The sequence below is a fragment of the Paenibacillus sp. UMB4589-SE434 genome (assembly GCF_030226685.1).
Lineage (GTDB): Bacteria > Bacillota > Bacilli > Paenibacillales > Paenibacillaceae > Paenibacillus_B.
Window position 1 is genome coordinate 616897 of the sequence record NZ_JASOYK010000001.1, and the last position, 18564, is coordinate 635460.

General features: G+C 42.2%; 13 protein-coding genes. 8 read left to right on the forward strand and 5 right to left on the reverse strand.

Annotation, left to right across the window (positions count from 1 at the left end; genetic code table 11):
* Nucleotides 1–108: 108 nt before the first annotated feature.
* The 3 genes from QP775_RS02890 to QP775_RS02900 all read left to right on the forward strand — a co-directional run bounded on the left by QP775_RS02890 (nt 109) and on the right by QP775_RS02900 (nt 3528).
* Nucleotides 109–807 carry a GGDEF domain-containing protein gene (locus QP775_RS02890; protein ID WP_285103441.1) on the forward strand — a complete coding sequence of 233 codons (699 nt, stop codon included), beginning with the start codon at nt 109–111 and terminating at the stop codon, nt 805–807.
* Nucleotides 808–868: 61 nt separating this feature from the next.
* Complete coding sequence (locus QP775_RS02895) at nt 869–1870, forward strand: glycosyltransferase family 2 protein (RefSeq protein WP_239327611.1); 1002 nt, start codon at nt 869–871, stop codon at nt 1868–1870.
* A 401-nt stretch (nt 1871–2271) separates the two neighbouring features.
* Complete coding sequence (locus QP775_RS02900) at nt 2272–3528, forward strand: macrolide family glycosyltransferase (protein ID WP_285103444.1); 1257 nt, start codon at nt 2272–2274, stop codon at nt 3526–3528.
* A 61-nt stretch (nt 3529–3589) separates the two neighbouring features.
* Here the strand turns inward: QP775_RS02900 and QP775_RS02905 are convergent, their stop codons facing one another.
* Nucleotides 3590–5044, reverse strand: a complete 1455-nt coding sequence (locus tag QP775_RS02905; RefSeq protein ID WP_239327613.1) for an ABC transporter substrate-binding protein — start codon at nt 5042–5044, stop codon at nt 3590–3592.
* Nucleotides 5045–5358: 314 nt separating this feature from the next.
* Here QP775_RS02905 and QP775_RS02910 point away from each other — a divergent pair, with 314 nt between their 5' ends.
* The 3 genes from QP775_RS02910 (at nt 5359) to QP775_RS02920 (ending at nt 8789) form a co-directional block, all read left to right on the forward strand.
* On the forward strand, nt 5359–6852 hold the full coding sequence (locus QP775_RS02910) for an alpha/beta hydrolase family protein (RefSeq protein WP_285103447.1): 1494 nt from the start codon (nt 5359–5361) through the stop codon (nt 6850–6852).
* A 251-nt stretch (nt 6853–7103) separates the two neighbouring features.
* Nucleotides 7104–8036, forward strand: coding sequence for an NAD(P)/FAD-dependent oxidoreductase (locus QP775_RS02915; protein ID WP_285103449.1), 933 nt, complete (start codon nt 7104–7106; stop codon nt 8034–8036).
* Nucleotides 8037–8066: 30 nt separating this feature from the next.
* Complete coding sequence (locus QP775_RS02920) at nt 8067–8789, forward strand: DUF1361 domain-containing protein (protein ID WP_285103451.1); 723 nt, start codon at nt 8067–8069, stop codon at nt 8787–8789.
* Between the two features lie 103 nt (nt 8790–8892).
* On the opposite strand, the gene QP775_RS02925 is transcribed toward QP775_RS02920, so the two are convergent.
* A complete protein-coding gene (locus tag QP775_RS02925) occupies nt 8893–9801 on the reverse strand; it encodes an alpha/beta fold hydrolase (protein ID WP_285103453.1) in 909 nt (302 codons plus the stop codon).
* Nucleotides 9802–9996: 195 nt separating this feature from the next.
* Here QP775_RS02925 and QP775_RS02930 point away from each other — a divergent pair, with 195 nt between their 5' ends.
* Nucleotides 9997–10617 carry a bifunctional transcriptional activator/DNA repair enzyme AdaA gene (locus QP775_RS02930; RefSeq protein WP_239327618.1) on the forward strand — a complete coding sequence of 207 codons (621 nt, stop codon included), beginning with the start codon at nt 9997–9999 and terminating at the stop codon, nt 10615–10617.
* Between the two features lie 477 nt (nt 10618–11094).
* Here QP775_RS02930 and QP775_RS02935 read toward each other — a convergent pair whose 3' ends face one another.
* The 3 genes from QP775_RS02935 to QP775_RS02945 all read right to left on the reverse strand — a co-directional run bounded on the left by QP775_RS02935 (nt 11095) and on the right by QP775_RS02945 (nt 14987).
* Nucleotides 11095–11457 (reverse strand): nuclear transport factor 2 family protein, encoded by a 363-nt coding sequence (locus QP775_RS02935; protein WP_239327619.1) that lies wholly within the window; start codon nt 11455–11457, stop codon nt 11095–11097.
* A 346-nt stretch (nt 11458–11803) separates the two neighbouring features.
* A complete protein-coding gene (locus QP775_RS02940; protein WP_239327620.1) occupies nt 11804–12904 on the reverse strand; it encodes a GerAB/ArcD/ProY family transporter in 1101 nt (366 codons plus the stop codon).
* 337 nt (nt 12905–13241) lie between these two features.
* Nucleotides 13242–14987: a methyl-accepting chemotaxis protein gene (locus tag QP775_RS02945; RefSeq protein ID WP_285103457.1), complete on the reverse strand. Its 1746-nt coding sequence runs from the start codon at nt 14985–14987 to the stop codon at nt 13242–13244.
* Between the two features lie 325 nt (nt 14988–15312).
* On the opposite strand from QP775_RS02945, the gene QP775_RS02950 reads away from it, so the two are divergent.
* Entirely contained in the window at nt 15313–18414 is a 3102-nt protein-coding gene (locus QP775_RS02950; protein WP_285103459.1) for a hybrid sensor histidine kinase/response regulator, read from the forward strand.
* Nucleotides 18415–18564: the final 150 nt, after the last annotated feature.

The window sequence follows — 18564 nt, forward strand, 5'->3', positions numbered from 1 at the left end:
GCAATGCTCACAAGCGGGTGTCAGCAACGACGAAAAAGAGGTTTCAGAAAATGTTCAGTCTCTTTCCATATAATGATAGATATATAGAGTGGCAGGAGTGAGCAACAAATGAAACTTACAGGACGAATCAGCGTCAGTTTGTTATCCATAGGTATGTCAGCTATGTTACATATGTATTTATTTAGTTTTGGACAGACATCGATATGGATGTTGATGGTTATGGGAGTATGGATCGCAAGCTCATGGTATCTAGGGAAATATATTGACAAATTACGTTTTGAAATACAAATTGACTCGTTAACTAACGTTTTTAATCGAAAAGCAGCGATCGGTCTGTATCGAAGTCTTACAAAGCGGAAACCAGCAGGCACTCATATGGTTGCAATATATTTTATAGACGTTGATCGTTTTAAGTTAATAAACGATAACTATGGACACAGCGTCGGCGATGCTGTGCTTCGTTTTGTAGCAGCATGTTTGCAGCGGATCGACCGTCCAGGAAAAGCTGTTGTACGTTGGGGCGGGGATGAATTTGTTGTGATGGTACCATGTAAGCAATCGCAGGAGATTGCTATTATTTATGAGGAGATTCAATCAAGCATTAAGTCGGTAACACGAGGCCTTCAGGCGCCGATTCCGCTAACGATAACCGTAGGGATGTCCGTTTATCCCTGCCAAGGAAAGAAGCTCGAAGATTTGGTGCAGATTTCAGATAAACAGATGATATGGAATAAACGGCAGAAGCAGGGTGATTTGAAGGATGTCTCTACTACCTACAAAAGCACTGCCAAGATGAGAAGAGCTTGATGTTAGCCCTGGCAGCTGATACGCCAGAGAATACGTTATTTTAAAAGGAGTGTACTTGCAGGTGAAGCAGCTATCTATCGTTATACCGGCTTATTTTGAGGAAGAGGTTATCGAGCAATGTTATGTTCAACTGAAAGCGGTAGCGGAACAAACAAGCTATGGTTATGAACTTATTTTTATTAATGATGGCAGTAAGGATCGTACGATGGAAATATTATTGCAGATCGCGAAGCAGGATAATACCGTTAAAATCATTGACTTTGCGAGGAACTTTGGCCATCAGGCGGCAGTAAGCGCTGGGATAAACAGAGCCTGTGGCGACGCTATCGTGATTATTGATGCCGATCTGCAAGACCCACCTGAAGTTATCCATCAGATGTTGTCCAAATGGGAAGAAGGGTATGACATTGTTTACGGAAAGAGGAAAAGACGGGAAGGTGAAACATGGTTTAAGCTGCTCACGGCCAAGTACTTCTATAAATTCCTCCATTACATGTCTGATGTGGATATTCCAAGGGATACTGGTGACTTCCGATTGATTGATCGTAAAGTAGCTTATGTGTTTAATCGTATGTCTGAGAAAAATAGATTTATTCGCGGTATGATCAGTTGGGTCGGGTTCAAGCAATCCTATGTGGAGTATGATCGTCATGAAAGATTTGCGGGTGTAACCAAATATCCATTTAAGAAGATGATTAAATTTGCTTCCGATGGAATCGTATCATTCTCTTCCAAGCCGTTAAGATACATTATGAAAATGGGTTTTTTTGCTGTTTTGCTAGCTTTTGTAGTGTTGGTATACTCTGTATGCGCCAAGATTCTTGGTTTTCCTACAGAAGCAGGCTGGACTTCCATTATGGTTGCCATTACGTTATTTAGCGGCGTTCAACTGCTCTCGCTTGGTATTATTGGAGAGTATATCGCACGGATATACGATGAGAGTAAAGACAGGCCGTTGTACATTGTACAGGAAGAAGTTAACTTTGTCTCTGGTCAACCACATTACGAAGAGGAATATCCTCTGCCTACTGCCCCTGCTCCGATTAAAGTGGCAAACAGATAGCGGCTTAGGCATATAGCATTATCCGATTACAGGAAAAGGCCTGTCCTGCTTATAGGAGGATAGGCTTTGCTGTATTCAAGTGGTCAAGGTGGTAGAGAGGTTTATAGATTTACATTCAATAGTGCCATGAAGCACAAGATTCTTATAGCAGTTGATTCATATTTGCAGTAATTTTATTTTCCATGTGAGAAGTTAAAAAAGAAAAGTTTACCAATGGTTAGATCGCCCTTATAATAGAAGTGAAAGCGTATGTCTTTTAATTCTCTTCGAATCAGCCTTCAGTTGTCTCTCGTGTCTACCTTTCCCGTCATAATGTCCGTGTGCCTCTTCTTCTAGATATTCTATCAGTTGTGTAATTTATCAAATGATCAATGCCAAGTTCAGCTAAAAGGTGGTGCTTTATGGCAAGAGTGGTTTACTTCAGTGTAGATTTACATGGTCATGTTAATGTTTCGCTTGGACTGATTCATAAACTGATTCAGAGAGGGGAGGAAGTCATTTATTATTCAAGTGACTTGTTCCGCCCACGCATTGAAGCGGTAGGAGCAGAGTTTCGCAGTTATGAGCAATTAATAAGCTTTGGCTTACACGGCGGGGACCGCTTGGATACCTTCTTTATTTTTGCAAATTACATTTTGGAACGGAGTCAGGCAATCATTGATAAGCTAGGGGATGATATTAGACGCCTTAATCCGGACTATATTATTCATGATGTATTCTGCTATTGGGGCAAGGAACTTGGCAGACAGCTTGGTGTTCCGTGTTGCTCAATTACCGCCCCATTTCCTTATATCGATGAAATGTCGGAAGTAGACCCCTATCTCTTTATGAAGTCGATCTTGCGGTCAGAGGAAGATTCCTTCTTGTTAAAATCTAAAGATCCGGTTGGCGCGTTCCGCAATTATTTACATAAAAGCGCCAAGTTGTTAGCTCATAAATATGATTTGCCACAACCGCTAAATCTAATCAATGATGTGTTTTGCAGCCGTGAGGACCTAAACATTTTGTTTACCTCTCGTGATTTTCAGCTGTATTCAGAAGCGTTTGATCATCGCTATTTTTTTGCAGGATATAGTATCTATCCACGCCAGGAAGAAGTTGAATTCGAATTGGACTGGCTGGATGGTAGACCGCTCATCTATGTTGCATTCGGTACAATGCTAGAACGTCTTCAGGTATTGTATCGGAACTGTATAGAAGCTTTTGCCGATATAAAATGTCAGGTCGTCATGGCTGTGGGCAAGGGTGTTCGAATCGAGGAACTGGGGGTCATTCCCGATCATTTCAGGGTAATGAGCTATGTGCCTCAATTAGCTATACTTGAGCAAGCAGATATTTTTGTGAACCACGCGGGCACTAACAGTGTATATGAAAGTATCTGTTATCATGTGCCACAAGTTGTCATCCCACAAGCCTTCGATGAATTTATGGGCGGAATGATGGTGGAGAGTGCAGAAGTGGGATTATATCTGAAGACACAAGAGCCAAGTGCGAATGAAATACGCACAGCTGTGCAGACAGTACTCGCTAACTCGTCCTACAAGGAGAACTGCATACGGGTGCAGCATTCATTTGAATCGACTGGCGGCTTGGAACGTGCAGTGGATCACATCCTTCAATATGTGGACAACAAAAGATCGCCAGTCAACTACTATTGAAGTCCTTAATAGGGTAAACGCCAAAAACAACTGGATTGATAAATCCAGTTGTTTTTTATGCTTATTCCCCGTAAATGGCTTTGCGAATCGTTTCATCTTCATTTATATTGCCATTAGGGTTGTTCTTAATCGCTTGCAACAAAGTGCTGCCAACTGCTTCCCATTTCTTCAGCATGTCGGCTGTGCTCAGTTTGCCGTCCTTCGCTTTTTCATACAAGCTACTACCTGCATCATTAATTACCCACAGATTTCTTTTCTGACGAGTGATCTTCGGTTCCTTGCTATTGTCAGGCTTCATCGCGTAGAAAGCTTGGATGTTATAATTCATGCCATCTTGTGGTTTAATGTAAGTCTGACGGGTGACTAGCTGTCGGCTGGAGCGAGACTTCAACTTGGCCCAATCCTCACTATGAATGAATCGAATAAAATTCCATGCGTCATCTGGATTTTGTGCTTGATTGTTAATGCCTAAGATTGTATTTACCTCCATCCAGCTGTTTACCTCGGGGGCTTCAACATGATGAGGTATCGTCACGACATCCCAGTCAGGCATTTTAAAGTTCTTAAGATTGCCCGCGTATTTGCTAACCTCAAGCAGCTCAGCAGTGTAATCATAGTAATTCACAATCATTGCCACTTTGCCGGACAGAAATGGATCACGATCAATAGGGTTATAAGGTCGATCAGCTTCACCGCGATCTGTTTGTACAGGAAATATATGTTCTTTCTCTAGTTTTAAGAAAGAATCAAATACTTTTTCCCATTGAGGGGAGTTCACCATCATTTTCTCAGCTTTGTCGTCATACAATCGCAATTGCAATGGCTTTGCATAATTAAATATGTGGTAATAGTTGTCGGACCAGTAATTGCTAAAGTTAAACCCAAATTTCCGGTCCGCTCCTTCTCCTTTTGTAACACGACGGGCCAAATCAAACGCTTCATCCCAAGTCATGTTGTCTTTTGGCAATTCAACGCCTGCTTCTTTAAAGAGAGTTTTATTATAAAATATCGCACTTGTATAAAAAGTGGGGGCCAATCCGTATAGATTGCCGTTCCCCATAGCTTTGAGATGTTCCATAATGGAAGGTACAAAGTCGCTAGTATCCAAACTATCCTTCTTCATAAAGGAATCCAACAGCTTTAATTGACCTTCTTCTGTGTAGACTTGGAAGGCATCCTTATCCATCAAAACAATATCAACCGGATTACTGCCTGTCATCAGTTTTTTCATTTCTTCTACGGCATCAGGCCTTTCTTTCTCATCTTCCTCAATCATATAATTGTATTTACTATAGTCAACTGCTGGTATGATCTCAATGGTCATATTGGGATTCATGTACTCGTATATATCAGTGTATTGCTGACGTATATTTTGTTCGTTTCCCCCGCCTGACATCACACCAATTCGCAACACACGTTTACTCTCTTGATTGGGAGTCCCTCCTCCACAAGCGGACAACATGGGAATAACCAGCAAAAAGGCGAGGGTTGATAAGAACAGCTTTTTTGTCTCCATAATGATTAAAACGCTCCATTCTGCATTTTTTACCTTGAATATGGTTCATATGTAATACGCATCCAAGAGAGTGAATCTTACACCTGAGAAAATGTAAAACAAGTAGGCTGATGGTAAGTAGTAAAAAAGGCGTACCCAAATCACCCCATAACTTATTCCAAGATATACCCAGTAAGGGTTGAAATAATCTTTCAATAATGAAATGTTCCAGTACTTATATGTCATTCAAATCAATGGCTCTCCTCTAACTGGAAAGATATGATATGCGTATAAAAGCAGCGTCAGGCTGTGCTGCGTACAAAGGAGAAAAATTGATGAGGCTATATGAAATTTTGTTAGTGTTGTCCAGCTTGTCCTTATTGTTATGCGTATGCCTACCGAGACTGATACCGCAGCGATTCGTTGTTATGATTAGTGGTGCTAGCACTGTGGTGCTGGCAATGCATTTATTTATGGAGGGGTACAGATGGCAGCTTTATGCTGTGTACGTCATTGTTGTTCTGCTGCTCCTGCTTCAGCTAGCGAAGTATTTATTTAAAATAAAAAGGATTAATATTTGGAGTCCTGTGAAGTGGGTTGTATGTGGGCTGCTAATAATCTTGATTGGTTTAAGTACTGTAGTATCTGCATATTTGCCTGTCTTCCAACTCCCGCGTCCCGATGGTCCATATGCAGTAGGTACGCAAACGTTTCATTTTACAGATTCGAATCGGGAGGAAATATTTACTGAAAGGAAAGATGACAAACGAGAACTTATCGTTCAATTTTGGTATCCAGCGGCAGAGGTTGAACAGCAGAAGACGGAGTATTTGCTGGCGTCTTCCAAAAATATGTCTAAACAGGTGGCAAGAGCATATGCCGAGCAGATGGGACTGCCGGGGTTTGTATTGGAGTACTGGAAGTATGTACGCACCAACTCATATGAAAATGCAAAGGTGCAGCCAACCAACACCCCGTATCCCGTCATTCTCATTAGTCATGGTATGGGGACGGGGCGGATGCTGCACACTTCGCAAGCGGAACACCTTGCCAGCCAGGGATATATTGTCGTTGCTGCAAATCATACGTACAGCTCGACAGCAACTGAGTTAAAGGACGGGACGATTGCCGGATCCAAAACGAATTTTACAGTAGACCAATTCTATGCGCCTAACAATCTTGTAGGGCAAGTGTGGACAAAGGATGTTGAATTTATTATCCGCCAACTCGGACAGCTGAACGGAGGTCAAATTAAAAGTACCTTGAATGGGAAATTAGATTTAAACAAAATTGGGGTAATGGGTCATTCCTTTGGAGGTGCGACTGCATTTAACGCCTTCTATAACAATCCGAATATCAAGGCCGGAATTAATATGGATGGCTCACTTTATAACGTAGACAACAAAACCAAATTTACGAAGCCGTTTATGTTTATGGAATCCGGAGAGTATTTAACGAAAAAACATGAAATGGAGACGAAAAAATTGACGGATGCTGAGTTGGCGGACATACAGCTGACAAGACCGCAATACGAAAATATGGTTCGAAGTGTAAAAAAAGAATACGGTATTGTCGACAAAGTTGCGCAGCATGGGGGGACCATGGTTGTAGTGGATGGCGCAGGACATTATAATTTCACAGACCTCCAATTGTATTCATCGTTTACTACGTTTATGGGAATGACTGGAGATATTAAAGGTGAACGAGGGGCAGACATCGTTAACAAATATGTGCTGGATTTCTTTAATAAACAACTAAAAGGAGTCGGAGGCGAGTTGATCAAGGGGCCCAACCCCCAATTTCCTGAAGTGGAGTTTCCATTAGACTAAGGTTCTTTGCTTGACTTGATGGCAAGAGTCAGATAGCCCTCTCTCGCTCATTAATAACACAGCAGCACAAGTTTCTATTAAACAGCTAACTGGCGTCGAACGTCTGACGTCAGTTTTGCTGCGTGTAGGCGATAATCCTATTGCTCGTTAGACTGATTAACATCGATCCTAAATGTAATACTTTATAGTAGCCGTTCAGTCGTGCAGCACGGCTGTTGATAAGGATTGAGGCGAGAAAGGATGTCTAGCGTATGGATTACGAATGTATTATTATTGGTGGCGGTATTGCTGGGATGCAGGCGGCAATACAACTAGGCAGGTATGAGCATAAAGTGCTGGTCATCGATGCTGGCGTGGGCAGATCAACGATTTGTGGCTCCTATCGCAATGTATTAGGATGGCCTGACGGCATATCGGGAACCAAGCTGCGTCAAATAGGGCGAGAGCAGGCACAGTCACTAGGTGTGTCGTGGGTGACGGATGAAGCCATAGACGTTTGTAGTGAGGACGGGCACTTTATTGTCCGTACGAAGGAGCAGGGAACATATAAAACCGTTACACTTCTACTTGCAACTGGGGTAATGGATCGTTTTCCTGAACTGCCGAATTTAAGATCTTGTCTGGGCTCCACCGTGTATGTATGTCCCGATTGTGATGGTTATGAGGTTAAAAATAAACGCACAATTGTTCTAGGTTCTGGTGATACGGGGGCGAATATGGCGGTGACATTATCGTGTTGGACTGATAAGATGATATACGTCAATCATGAAAAATTGCCAATATGTTCAGAGTTGCATGCAAAACTATCCGAGCTACAAATCGAGGTTATCGCTGAGCCGATTGAGCAGGTATTATGCACTGCGAAAGGCATATTTAGCGGCATTCGTCTTGCAAATGGGTGTGTTATTGCGGGAGAGCGCGGATTTATAGCTTTTGGAGGCAACGAGGTACGATCTACGTTAGCCTCGCGGCTTCGTATAGAACGGCTGGAAAACAAGCATATCGTGGTTGATCCCCGTACCAAAATGACGAATGTCCCACACGTATGGGCAGCGGGGGATGTTTGCGCTCACGCTGAACAGTTAACGATAGCAATGGGAGAAGGTGCACAGGCTGCGATTTGGATTCATAAAACCATTGTGAATGTAAGAAGCGCTAATGAAGATACGAGGCATCATCATTAAGCTGCATCGTATGAGGAGGTAACTTTTATTTTGGAGCGACAATTTTCAAATAAAACGAGTGTCATTCCGTTCACGGCTATCATTCTTTTGTACTTTATTTGGATTACCGCATTTGAACGTGGGGGTCAAGGGTATATGATCTGGAATGTGATCTTGGCCGCCATCCCGTTTTACGCTTCTATATTGCTATATCGCAGTCAAGGCTGGGTGGAGAGAAGTAAGTTTTCTCTATTAGGTAAGGTGTACACCGGTGGATTGGCTGTTATTTGGTTTTTGTTTTATCCTAATGCACCTTATGTTGTGACGGATATGATCCATATTCAAAGTGAGAGATTTATCATAAAGAATCCGGATTACGTTCCTTACATGGGCCAACCACGAATCCTGTTTAATTCAGATATGGCACTTTGGAGCAACTTTTATACCATCGCTATCGGTGTGTTTATAGCGGTAATATTAAGTTTTGTCTCCATGTATGTTCTGCAGCAGTTAATTGCTAAGAGATGGAATCGGCAGCTTAGCTGGCTGTTGGTGGCATTGATGCAGCTGTTAAGTGGATTCGCCATTTATCTTGGAAGATTCATTCGCTGGAATAGCTGGGATCTGATCACAGAACCTAGTAACTTGTGGACTATTCTGACAAGAGACCTGCATATGGAGTCGATCCAGTTTGCTATTCTATCTGGAACCACGCATATGATTATTTATTTGATGCTGTACTTATTAGTTAATAGGTTATCTGTTGGTAGATAGGCAGCAGGAGTATGAATCTATGATCTCCATGATCGTCGAAAGGTACAGCAATAGTACCTCCCTGATCATGGAGATTTTTGTCATGAATTTGGAGTCAATTTACTTAATTATGTGTGTAAGTTGTCAATTGGATCAGATCTGAAATATGTTGTATGACCAGTTGAGGATTTTGCGTATGAAGGTAGTGACCATGATCGGGATCGATTTGATGTGTTGTAAAGTTCGAAAGAGATGCCAGATTCAGCTGCAGGTTAGCCCAGCGTTGTTCCATATTACCAAAATTAGGTGGGTAACCGTGGTTGCCTCCCGTGAGCACAGAAATGGGGACATTCCGTAAGGAATCCTGCGCACGTGCAGCCTCCACTTGTTGGTACGAAGTTAACAGGTCATGATAACTCCCTTCGATCGGCACGCCTGTGCCATTAGACAAGTCAGCCTCCATGATGTTGCGACGATCTGTATCCGTAAAGTCGGGAGCTGGGAACAGGGAGGCTTCCATGTTTTCGTAGCTTGAATCTACAAAAACGATACCTGCTACTTCATCAGGATACAAGGCTTGGAATTCTCTAGCATACAACCCAGCTATGGAATGGGAGACTAGCAGATAAGGGCCTTTCACTTGTGCTTTATGTAATAAGGAGTGAAGGCGTTCTGCCGAACCTTTGGCACTGCGATCAAGGCCAGCAGCTTGATCTGACTGCCCAAGGCCGACACGATCGTAAGTAAACGTCTGCGTGGAGGTGGAAATCTGCGGCGCTACTTGACTCCAAATGGTAGAATCATCCCCATTACCACTGTCAAAGACGACAGAAGGCACATCCTCGTGTGTCTCACCCATCAGGTTAACATAAAGACTGTAAGCTCCTAGATTTATTTTCCCATGAAATTCACTGCTAGTAGCTTTGTTGCTCGCTAGAGACGTGTTATACGGGGCTGCCTGCGCAATTGTACCAAGCGCAAGAAATGACCATATCATCGCGAGCGCTGCCAACGATTTTACTGCTTTAATCATGAATGTCATAACCTCCTACATGAATTAGAATGAATGGCTTAGATAATTGTCCATTTCTTTCTGTAAAATAGGACGTTTTAGGAGCTATCTGCCCTTCAAAAGATAACCATTCACTATTTTACTATCTTGCTTTTACATTCCAAAATGCAGTCAAGAAGTCTTATTTGGGGGTATACTGTGTTTGGAGGTGATGAGATGAAAAATACAAAAGAGCATTCACATATAAATAATCGCTCTACACATAAACAAACTCTGGGCCCAAGCTTGTCGAAGCTGGCTGAAGAGCAGTGGCAAGCGATCATTACAAACGATGGAACGTATGACGGGCAGTTTATTTATGCGGTTACGACAACGGGCATTTTTTGCAGACCCGCTTGTAAATCACGACCTCCTAAAAAAGAAAATGTCTGTATTTTTCAAAATGCAGCACAAGCTGCAGCTTCCGGTTTCCGGCCATGCAAACGATGTAAGCCAACAGGGCAGCGGCTGCCTGACGAGGAGTGGGTGGAACAGATTGCACATTACATTGAGGCCCACTTCAGCGATACATTAACGCTTGCCGTACTGGCAGATATGTGTCATGGCAGCCCTTATCATTTGCAGAGAACATTCAAACGGATAACGGGACTGACCCCGATCGAATATGCACAGCGCACGAGAATAACAACAGCGATCGAATATCTGATTCATACGGACAAATCCATATCGGATATTGCGAGGTTGGTGGGTATTCCGAATATCCCTTATTTTATAACCCTTTTCAAAAAGAGAATAGGACATACACCTGCCGAGTATCGTAAATTGTATGAAATATAACAAATCAAGAAAGTAAGATTTGATCGTGATGCAAGATACGACAATATAAGAGCTATTACAAAGGAGACATGTGTTTTGCGGAGCAGGAACATGTCTCCTTGCATGTGGACTTATTTAGAGACTTGGACATGCAAGTCGTATGAATGGGCTTACGGCAATAGTCTACGTTATTCTGAATATGAGTGTGAGAGACACTTAAGAGTCGATTGAATTCATTAATTCAAATTAATAATGTGGTGGGCGTTATTGAGCGCAACATTGTAACTAAAGATTTTCGATGTGGGAATCTGACGTTTCGAGTATGTGATACGAAAATGTGAAAATTCGACAAGTGTATATTTTTAATTAAATGGCTCTGTTTACGTTTATTGTTGATTTTTGATTAAAAAGAAGACCACCCACTGAAAGGCGGTTAATTTAACTATTGTTACCGAGGGAGCTTGTTATAATTGCCTGTGAAGGGCAATGACTGGAGCATCACGCTACGGAACTACAATGACCTGAGACAATTTTCCATTTCCCGATACGACACTGCCAAACACGAGTGTAACAGAACTCACCTTCAAATGGAGTTCCGAATATACCAGTTAAAGTCACTCGTGTAACGGTTACGGCTAACATATCAAAGAGTCTAATTCTTTGGTCCAAAATATCAATTTCAGTAATTTTCAAGTTTCCTGAACGGTGGGCTTCAAGATCAATTTCTTTTGATAAAATTTGTCCGAAATGATTAACGAAGATAAGGTCGTCAGCAATCAGTTCATCTAACACTTCTACATTGCTGGATAGCATTGCTGTCCGAAGACGGTCTTCACAAGCAATGATTATGGTTTCATCCACAAAAACCCCCCATTTGTTTAGAAAGAAAAAGATGTTTGGCGAAGACTGGTGTTTGTCTCATTTACAGTAAAGAGACAAGAGGCGACCAGCATATTTTTCTTATTCGACGTTGTATTCTCGTATTCCTTGCTGTTGATTTATTAGATAAATAATTAAAGTTTTAATAACTGAATGTCAGCCGTTACCTCCTGCATGGTCAAGGATTGTACATGGATGTATCCGTACAAAAGTCAAGTAATGCTGAATATCCATCGTTTTCATAAGCGGCCTTGCCCGGAAGGACTTTGCGACTTCCGGGCTATTCGAAGTGGGACGTTATGCTCAACGCATCAACATCAAATACCCCTTACACTTCAGAGCGTTTCGACCTGCCAGGCATTAGCTGGATAGCTTTTATGTACAGCATTAATATGATAGGGAGTAGATAAGCTACTATCAGGCCAGAGTACTTGCACCAATTCATCCATTGAGTGGACTGCTGCCATGAGGGCTCTATCCATGCAGACAACAAAATAATAAGGACGCCAAAAGTGAGAACAAAAGGCGAATGGTTGTTGCTTTTTACAAGCTGCGCAGCGCATATGCCTGTCGAGTGGACATAAGGTACCCAGGAAGTGGATACAACAAACAAATACAGGGCCAGGAATATGACATCAATTCTTTCTAGAAACCGAAACTCGACGACCTTTAATAAGTTAAGGACAGGCTGGCTATATTGGGTGACTTCATCAGGGCTAAAATAAGCAAAACTGATAAGGGTGACAAACAAATACAATAACATCGTTAATGTATTTCCAATCATAACACCGTACACGGCAGTCTCTTTTTTTTTCAGAAACGGATAAACCAAAAAAATAATTTCATTACCGATGAATGATACGGTTGTGTTGTCAACACCTTTCAGAACTGGAACCCATCCTTCTTTTAGCACTGGGAGCAGATGAATATGCTGCGCTTCTACAAGCGGAAAAAGCATGATTAGTGGCATCCACAACGTAAAGAAAAACACAAATTCATTGTACTGTGCGACGACTAGCATACTCTTTTTAGCGGTTAGGAGTGCAGGAACAATAAAAAGGCACATTATGATCGGGGTTTGTGTCATTGGAAGAAACCATGCTTTTATGTACAACATGGCATCAGCAAAGATACTCCAGGAAGATAGGGCAAAATTACACAGCAGTGCAATGATGACTAGAGCGGCGATGAACTTACCGAATAAACGTGTCAATAATTGTGGAAATGTAACATGTGGATACTGCGCCATTACCCACACGATCACAATTCCCAACACCAAATTGATGATCCATCCGAAAATAATGGAAATCCATCCATCCGTCCCAGCAGTCTCTGCAAGCATTCTAGGGAGTGACAGCACACCTGTTCCAACCTGTGTTCCGTGTATGAGCAAGATGAATTGCCTAAGTGTAATCTCGGATTTTTTCATGAATCGTCACCTTTTGGTCTTGATCGTATGCGGATATTTTTTCTGAACAGACATAATGATGTAGAGTCAGACCATTTTATGGATTAGTTAGATTTAACATTGTATATCAGTGTGTGTAGGTTGGCCGATTAATATGCGAGTCAAGTCATATGCGTGTGTGGAGCTATAGATTCAGCCAAATAAAAAAGGTGGCAGGAGTAACCCTGAACCACCTTACTTCAATTTGTACCTTGATGTTAGTTTCACAGTAGCTTGTGATGACACAGAAAAGGCCGATTTGTTTAGGTAAATAGAATATGAAGCATGGACTGAACTTGAACTTAATCGATTAGATCGACTAGTACTTAAATCGCTGGATTAATTTCTGCAATTCTGCTGACATTGAAGATAAATTCGTAGCTAACCCTGACACTTCTTCCATAGAAGCAAGCTGTTCCTCGGCTGAGGAGGCAATGTCTTGTGTGTTGCTGGCTGCAAGCTTAGCCAGATGAGTCACGTTCTCGCCACTTGCCGATATTTCCTCTACGCTAGCCGATATTTGTTCTGTTATGCTTGCTAATTCTTCAATTTGCTCCGATATACGAATAGTGGACACGGATATATCTTGGAATCTGCGATCTGTCTCATTTGTGATCTCTATGCCTGATACCACTTCTTGCTTCACTTTGTTCATTGTATGAACGGATAGTTTCATATCTGCTTGCATTTCTTCAATAAGCTTGGAAATCTCATCCGTCGAACGGTTGGATTGATCTGCTAGCTTGCGGACCTCCCCAGCAACTACGGCGAATCCTCGACCATGTTCACCTGCGCGTGCGGCTTCAATCCCGGCATTTAACGCGAGCAGGTTTGTTTGGCTGGAAATATTCCGAATCAGCGCAAGTACCTGATCAATTTGAGCAGCACGCTGTTCGAGACGATGAATGACTTCGTTTGAATCGTTAACGGATGTACTGATCGATTTCATCTGTCTAATGCTGTCCTGGATCGCGACGCCGCCAAGACTTGCAATATCCCGAGTATCCACAGATGATTCCGCGATAGTCGAGGAGCTTTCCGCTATTCGTTGGATACCGATCGCAATTTCATCAAGTGCTGTTGTTGTTTGCTCCAAGGCCTGTTGTTGTTCTTCCGCACCATCAGCAGATTCTTGAATAGACATTGTAATTTGCTCGGTGGCCTTAGAAGTTTGTTCCGCACTTAAAGTCAAATCTTTAGAGTATGAAGCAACCTGCTGTGTAGACGAATCGACTTCGCCAATAAAGAACCGCATTTGCTTCACCATATTATTAAAGTCGCGTGATAGACTGCCTACCTCATCAACAGACTTGTTTTGAATCTCTTTAACTGTAAAATCACCAGTCGCCACTACATTTAATTGACTCGCGACTAACTGAATCGGTTTGGCAATGCGGGATGAGAAATATGCTACGACCAGCACGCCTACAATAACAGCGATTGACCCAATCCACATCACTAGTTCTAATACAACTTGAGCACCGCTGTTAAATTCTGATACGTAAGCGCCAGAGCCAATAATCCAACCCCAGTTAGGTTCTAGCTGCACATATGAGATTTTCGTTTCAATTTTATCGGTATCACCAGGAAGTTTATATTGATAAGAAAGGAATCCTCCTTCTTCTGTACCTGTTTTAAGGATCGCTTGTCCTAATAATATGCCGTCTTGAGACTTGAATTGCTTTAGGTCCTGCCCTTCGTTGCTTGGATTTAATACGGAGATCGCATTTTTATCTACAGCCCAGGGGTATCCAGTTTTTCCAACCGTGTACTCCAGCTTGATCGGACGTTTATTGTTGGCGTTTTTAGAACCTAATAACTCTCTGCGAACCTTCTCTTGTGCTTGCTCCAAAGTCAGTTTTCCATCGACCACTTCGGCATTCATCAAGTTGATCATACCAATGATAGATTTGACGCTGTGTTGAAGCTGATTTTTTCCTGCTTCATCGAGCTTATTTTTGGATGTCTGATAGGTTGTTATCCCAATTAAAACCGTTGGTACAATTAACAGGAATAAGCATAGTACAATCAATTTGGATCTTATTGTCTTGAATTGCAGTTTCATGGAAAATCCACCCCTCGTATCGACAAAAGTTGTTTATTTCTCATATATCGGCAGGATAAAACCTATAAATGAATAGTTGAGAGCAGAAATAAAAAAATATCATATATGAAAGAGGGGAAACATCAATTTTAATAAGACTCATACATGATTTGGTATCGCTTTCCTTGTCTTAAAAGCAATCTTCGTTAAACCTCTGTTTTGATTTTTCTGCGACTATGCTATTATGGGCTTAATTTTGGTAGAAATGATAACTTGACAAATACCGCTTATCGAAGCTGCAAATGCAAACTTATATTTATTCGCGGGGAAAGTGAATCTGATACTGATGAGACAAAATCATAAGCTGCTAATTTGGGCAGGATTATTTCTGCTTGTACTTACTGGATTTCGCTTAGTATGGTTAAGTTCTCAATCTAATCCAGAACAACCACATGCTGTTCAAGGTGTGCTTGATTTGAGAAACTGGGACATTGAACATAACAAAGCCATCTCATTGGAAGGAGAATGGGAGTTCTACCCGGAACAATTGTTACAGCACGCTCCAGCAGGCAAGCTAGCTGATCATAAGCCACTTCAGTATCTCCATGTGCCAGGGAAATGGAATGATGCTATGCCGACAAGCCCTAATACAGCAATGGGCTTTGGCACCTATCGGCTTCGGATATTGACGGGAGCTTCGTTGAATCAGCCTTACGGTCTGTGGGTGCACAACATTCAAAGCGCTTCTGACATCGAATTAAACGGGCATAAGGTGGGGGCATTTGGAGTCGTATCCGATAAAAAGGAACTTTACAAGCCCGCGGCAAAATCATACACTTCCTCTTATATAGCAGAGGATGAACGTGAGATTGTATTGATTGTGCGTGTTGCGAATTTTGATAATCCAGTTAATGGAGGGATTGTCCAGTCTATTAGATTTGGCTCACAGGCAGCCATCGACAATGAGCGATTATATGCTGTCGGCTTTCAGTTGATTATTTTTGTTGTGCTGTTGTTGCATGGATTATATGCGGGTATTATGTATTATTTTAATCGTCAACAAAAGTCGCTGATTCCATTTTTCTTGCTGCTTGCTTGCGCGGCAATCGCGATTGCCGCAGATGATGATAAGCTATTGCTTATATGGCTGCCCATCAATTATACGTGGGGCATAAAGCTGGCTCTATTATCGTATATTGGCACCTCCTTGTTTATACTGGAATTGACCAAAAACCTCTTATTGGAAGAGCAATTTGGCTTTCCTTTCCGCTGGTTGTATAGGTGCGCTGGTGCATACGCTTGTTATTTGATGTTGGCGGACATCCAAAGTATTATTTATAGCAAGTTCATTTTTACTTTTTTATGCCTTGCTTCCATTACTATGATGCTGGTGCTGTTTGTACGGTCGCTGCTCAAAAATAACAAAGACGCTGTTTATTTGTCATTTGCGGCTGCGAGTATCACGTCGAGTGTAGTATGGGGTCTTGCAAAAGGTCAGGGGTGGGTAGAGATGACATTTTACCCATGGGATATTTTTGCGGCCATTATCGGCTTCTCTGCGTTCTGGTTTAAGCAATTCTATCGTAATGCGGAACAAAACGCGAAAATGACGGAGCAGCTTAAACGTGCAGACAAGTTGAAAGATGAATTTCTAGCCAGCACATCGCATGAGCTAAGAACACCATTGCACGGTATAATGAATATTGCACAAACTGTAGTGGCTAATGAGCGCCATACGATCCAAGAAAAAAGTGTGCATGATCTTGAACTGCTTATTACGATTAGTAGACGCATGTCGTACATGATTAATGATCTTCTGGATTTGACCCAGCTTCAAGAGAAGCGGATTCAATTACAGCCTGTTGATGTACGGATTCAATCTGTTGTGTCAGGCGTCATCGATATGCTTCATTTTATGACGGACGGCAAGCCAATTGAGGTGAAAATGGAGATTTCTCATTATTTTCCTCGTATCTGGGCCGATGAAAAACGATTTGTACAAATTGTGTTTAACTTGCTTCACAACGCGATTAAATTCACGGAAACAGGAACCATCTCCATTTCTGCGTATACGAAACAACGATATGCTTATATCTCTGTAGCGGATACTGGCATTGGAATGGATAAGGAACTGCAAGCACGTGCTTTTAAGCCATACGAGCAAGGTGGAGCAGACATTAACGCAGGTGGTGGAATAGGACTTGGCCTTAATATTTGCAAACAGCTGGTAGAACTGCACGACGGACGGCTTTATTTGCAGTCAGTACCTGGGAAAGGTTCTACATTTACGTTCACGATGCCATTGTCACCCAATGCGGTCGACTTCGAAGATGCTGCATTAGAACTGATAAGCAGCAAACTAGAACCAACATCGTATCTTGAGCTGGCTGCTGATTCGGAGATGAAGCCTTCTGTGCAGACTGTGTTGCCTGATACCACCTGTGGTGTCCTTACAAGCAAAGCGCAAATATTAGTGATTGATGACGATGCTGTCAATCTCAAGGTGCTTTGCAACATATTAGCTTCGGAACCCTACGAGATTACTAAGGCATTGTCAGGTCGAGAGGCGCTAGCACTGCTTCATACGAAGCAATGGGATTTAATTGTTGCAGACGTGATGATGCCGCACATGTCTGGTTATGAATTCACCCGTTGTGTGCGGACTCGGTTCTCAGTAGCGGATCTACCTATCTTATTGTTGACAGCACGTAGTCAGGCGGAAGACGTATACTCGGGATTTATGTCAGGAGCCAACGACTATGTAACGAAGCCTGTGGACGCACTCGAATTGAAGTACCGAGTAAAGGCGTTAATTACGCTAAAGCAGTCGGTTAGTGATCGTCTGCGCATGGAGGCTGCTTATCTTCAAGCACAAATCCAACCTCACTTCTTATTCAACTCGTTAAATTCCATTATGGCGTTAAGCGAGATTGATACGGTTAAGATGCACAAACTGATCGAAGCATTTAGTGCCTACTTGCGGATCAGCTTTAACTTTTGGAACTCTGAGCAGTTAGTGCCGCTTGAACATGAGCTTAATCTAGTCCGATCCTATCTGTATATTGAAAAGGAGCGCTTTGACGAAAGATTGCATATCGTCTGGGAGGTGAACAGCGACATGGCGCTGCAGCTGCCTCCGCTGACGATTCAGCCCTTGGTAGAGAATGCTGTTAAGCACGGCATATTAAGCCGTTTTAAAGGGGGAACCGTGCATATACAAATTACGGATGTCGGTAACCATGTTACATTTACAATCAAAGACGATGGCATTGGCATGGATGAAGCGATTATAACAAATGTGTTAGACAGTGACAGAACGAACAAAAAAGGAATCGGACTTTACAACACGGATCGAAGACTAAAACAACTTTACGGACAAGGTTTATCTATCCAAAGCGAGCCAGACGTAGGAACCACGCTTTCTTTTGTGATCCCGCGGAACACGTAACGGTACTTATGTTAAGGATAAGATAATGTTCAGCGTTTAGTACACTGCATATGCGGGAGCCTTGCATCTTACTGGCATACATGATGAGAGTCAGACGGCGATGAAGCTAATCTAATAACACATTCCAACTTTATACAGAGGATGAATTGT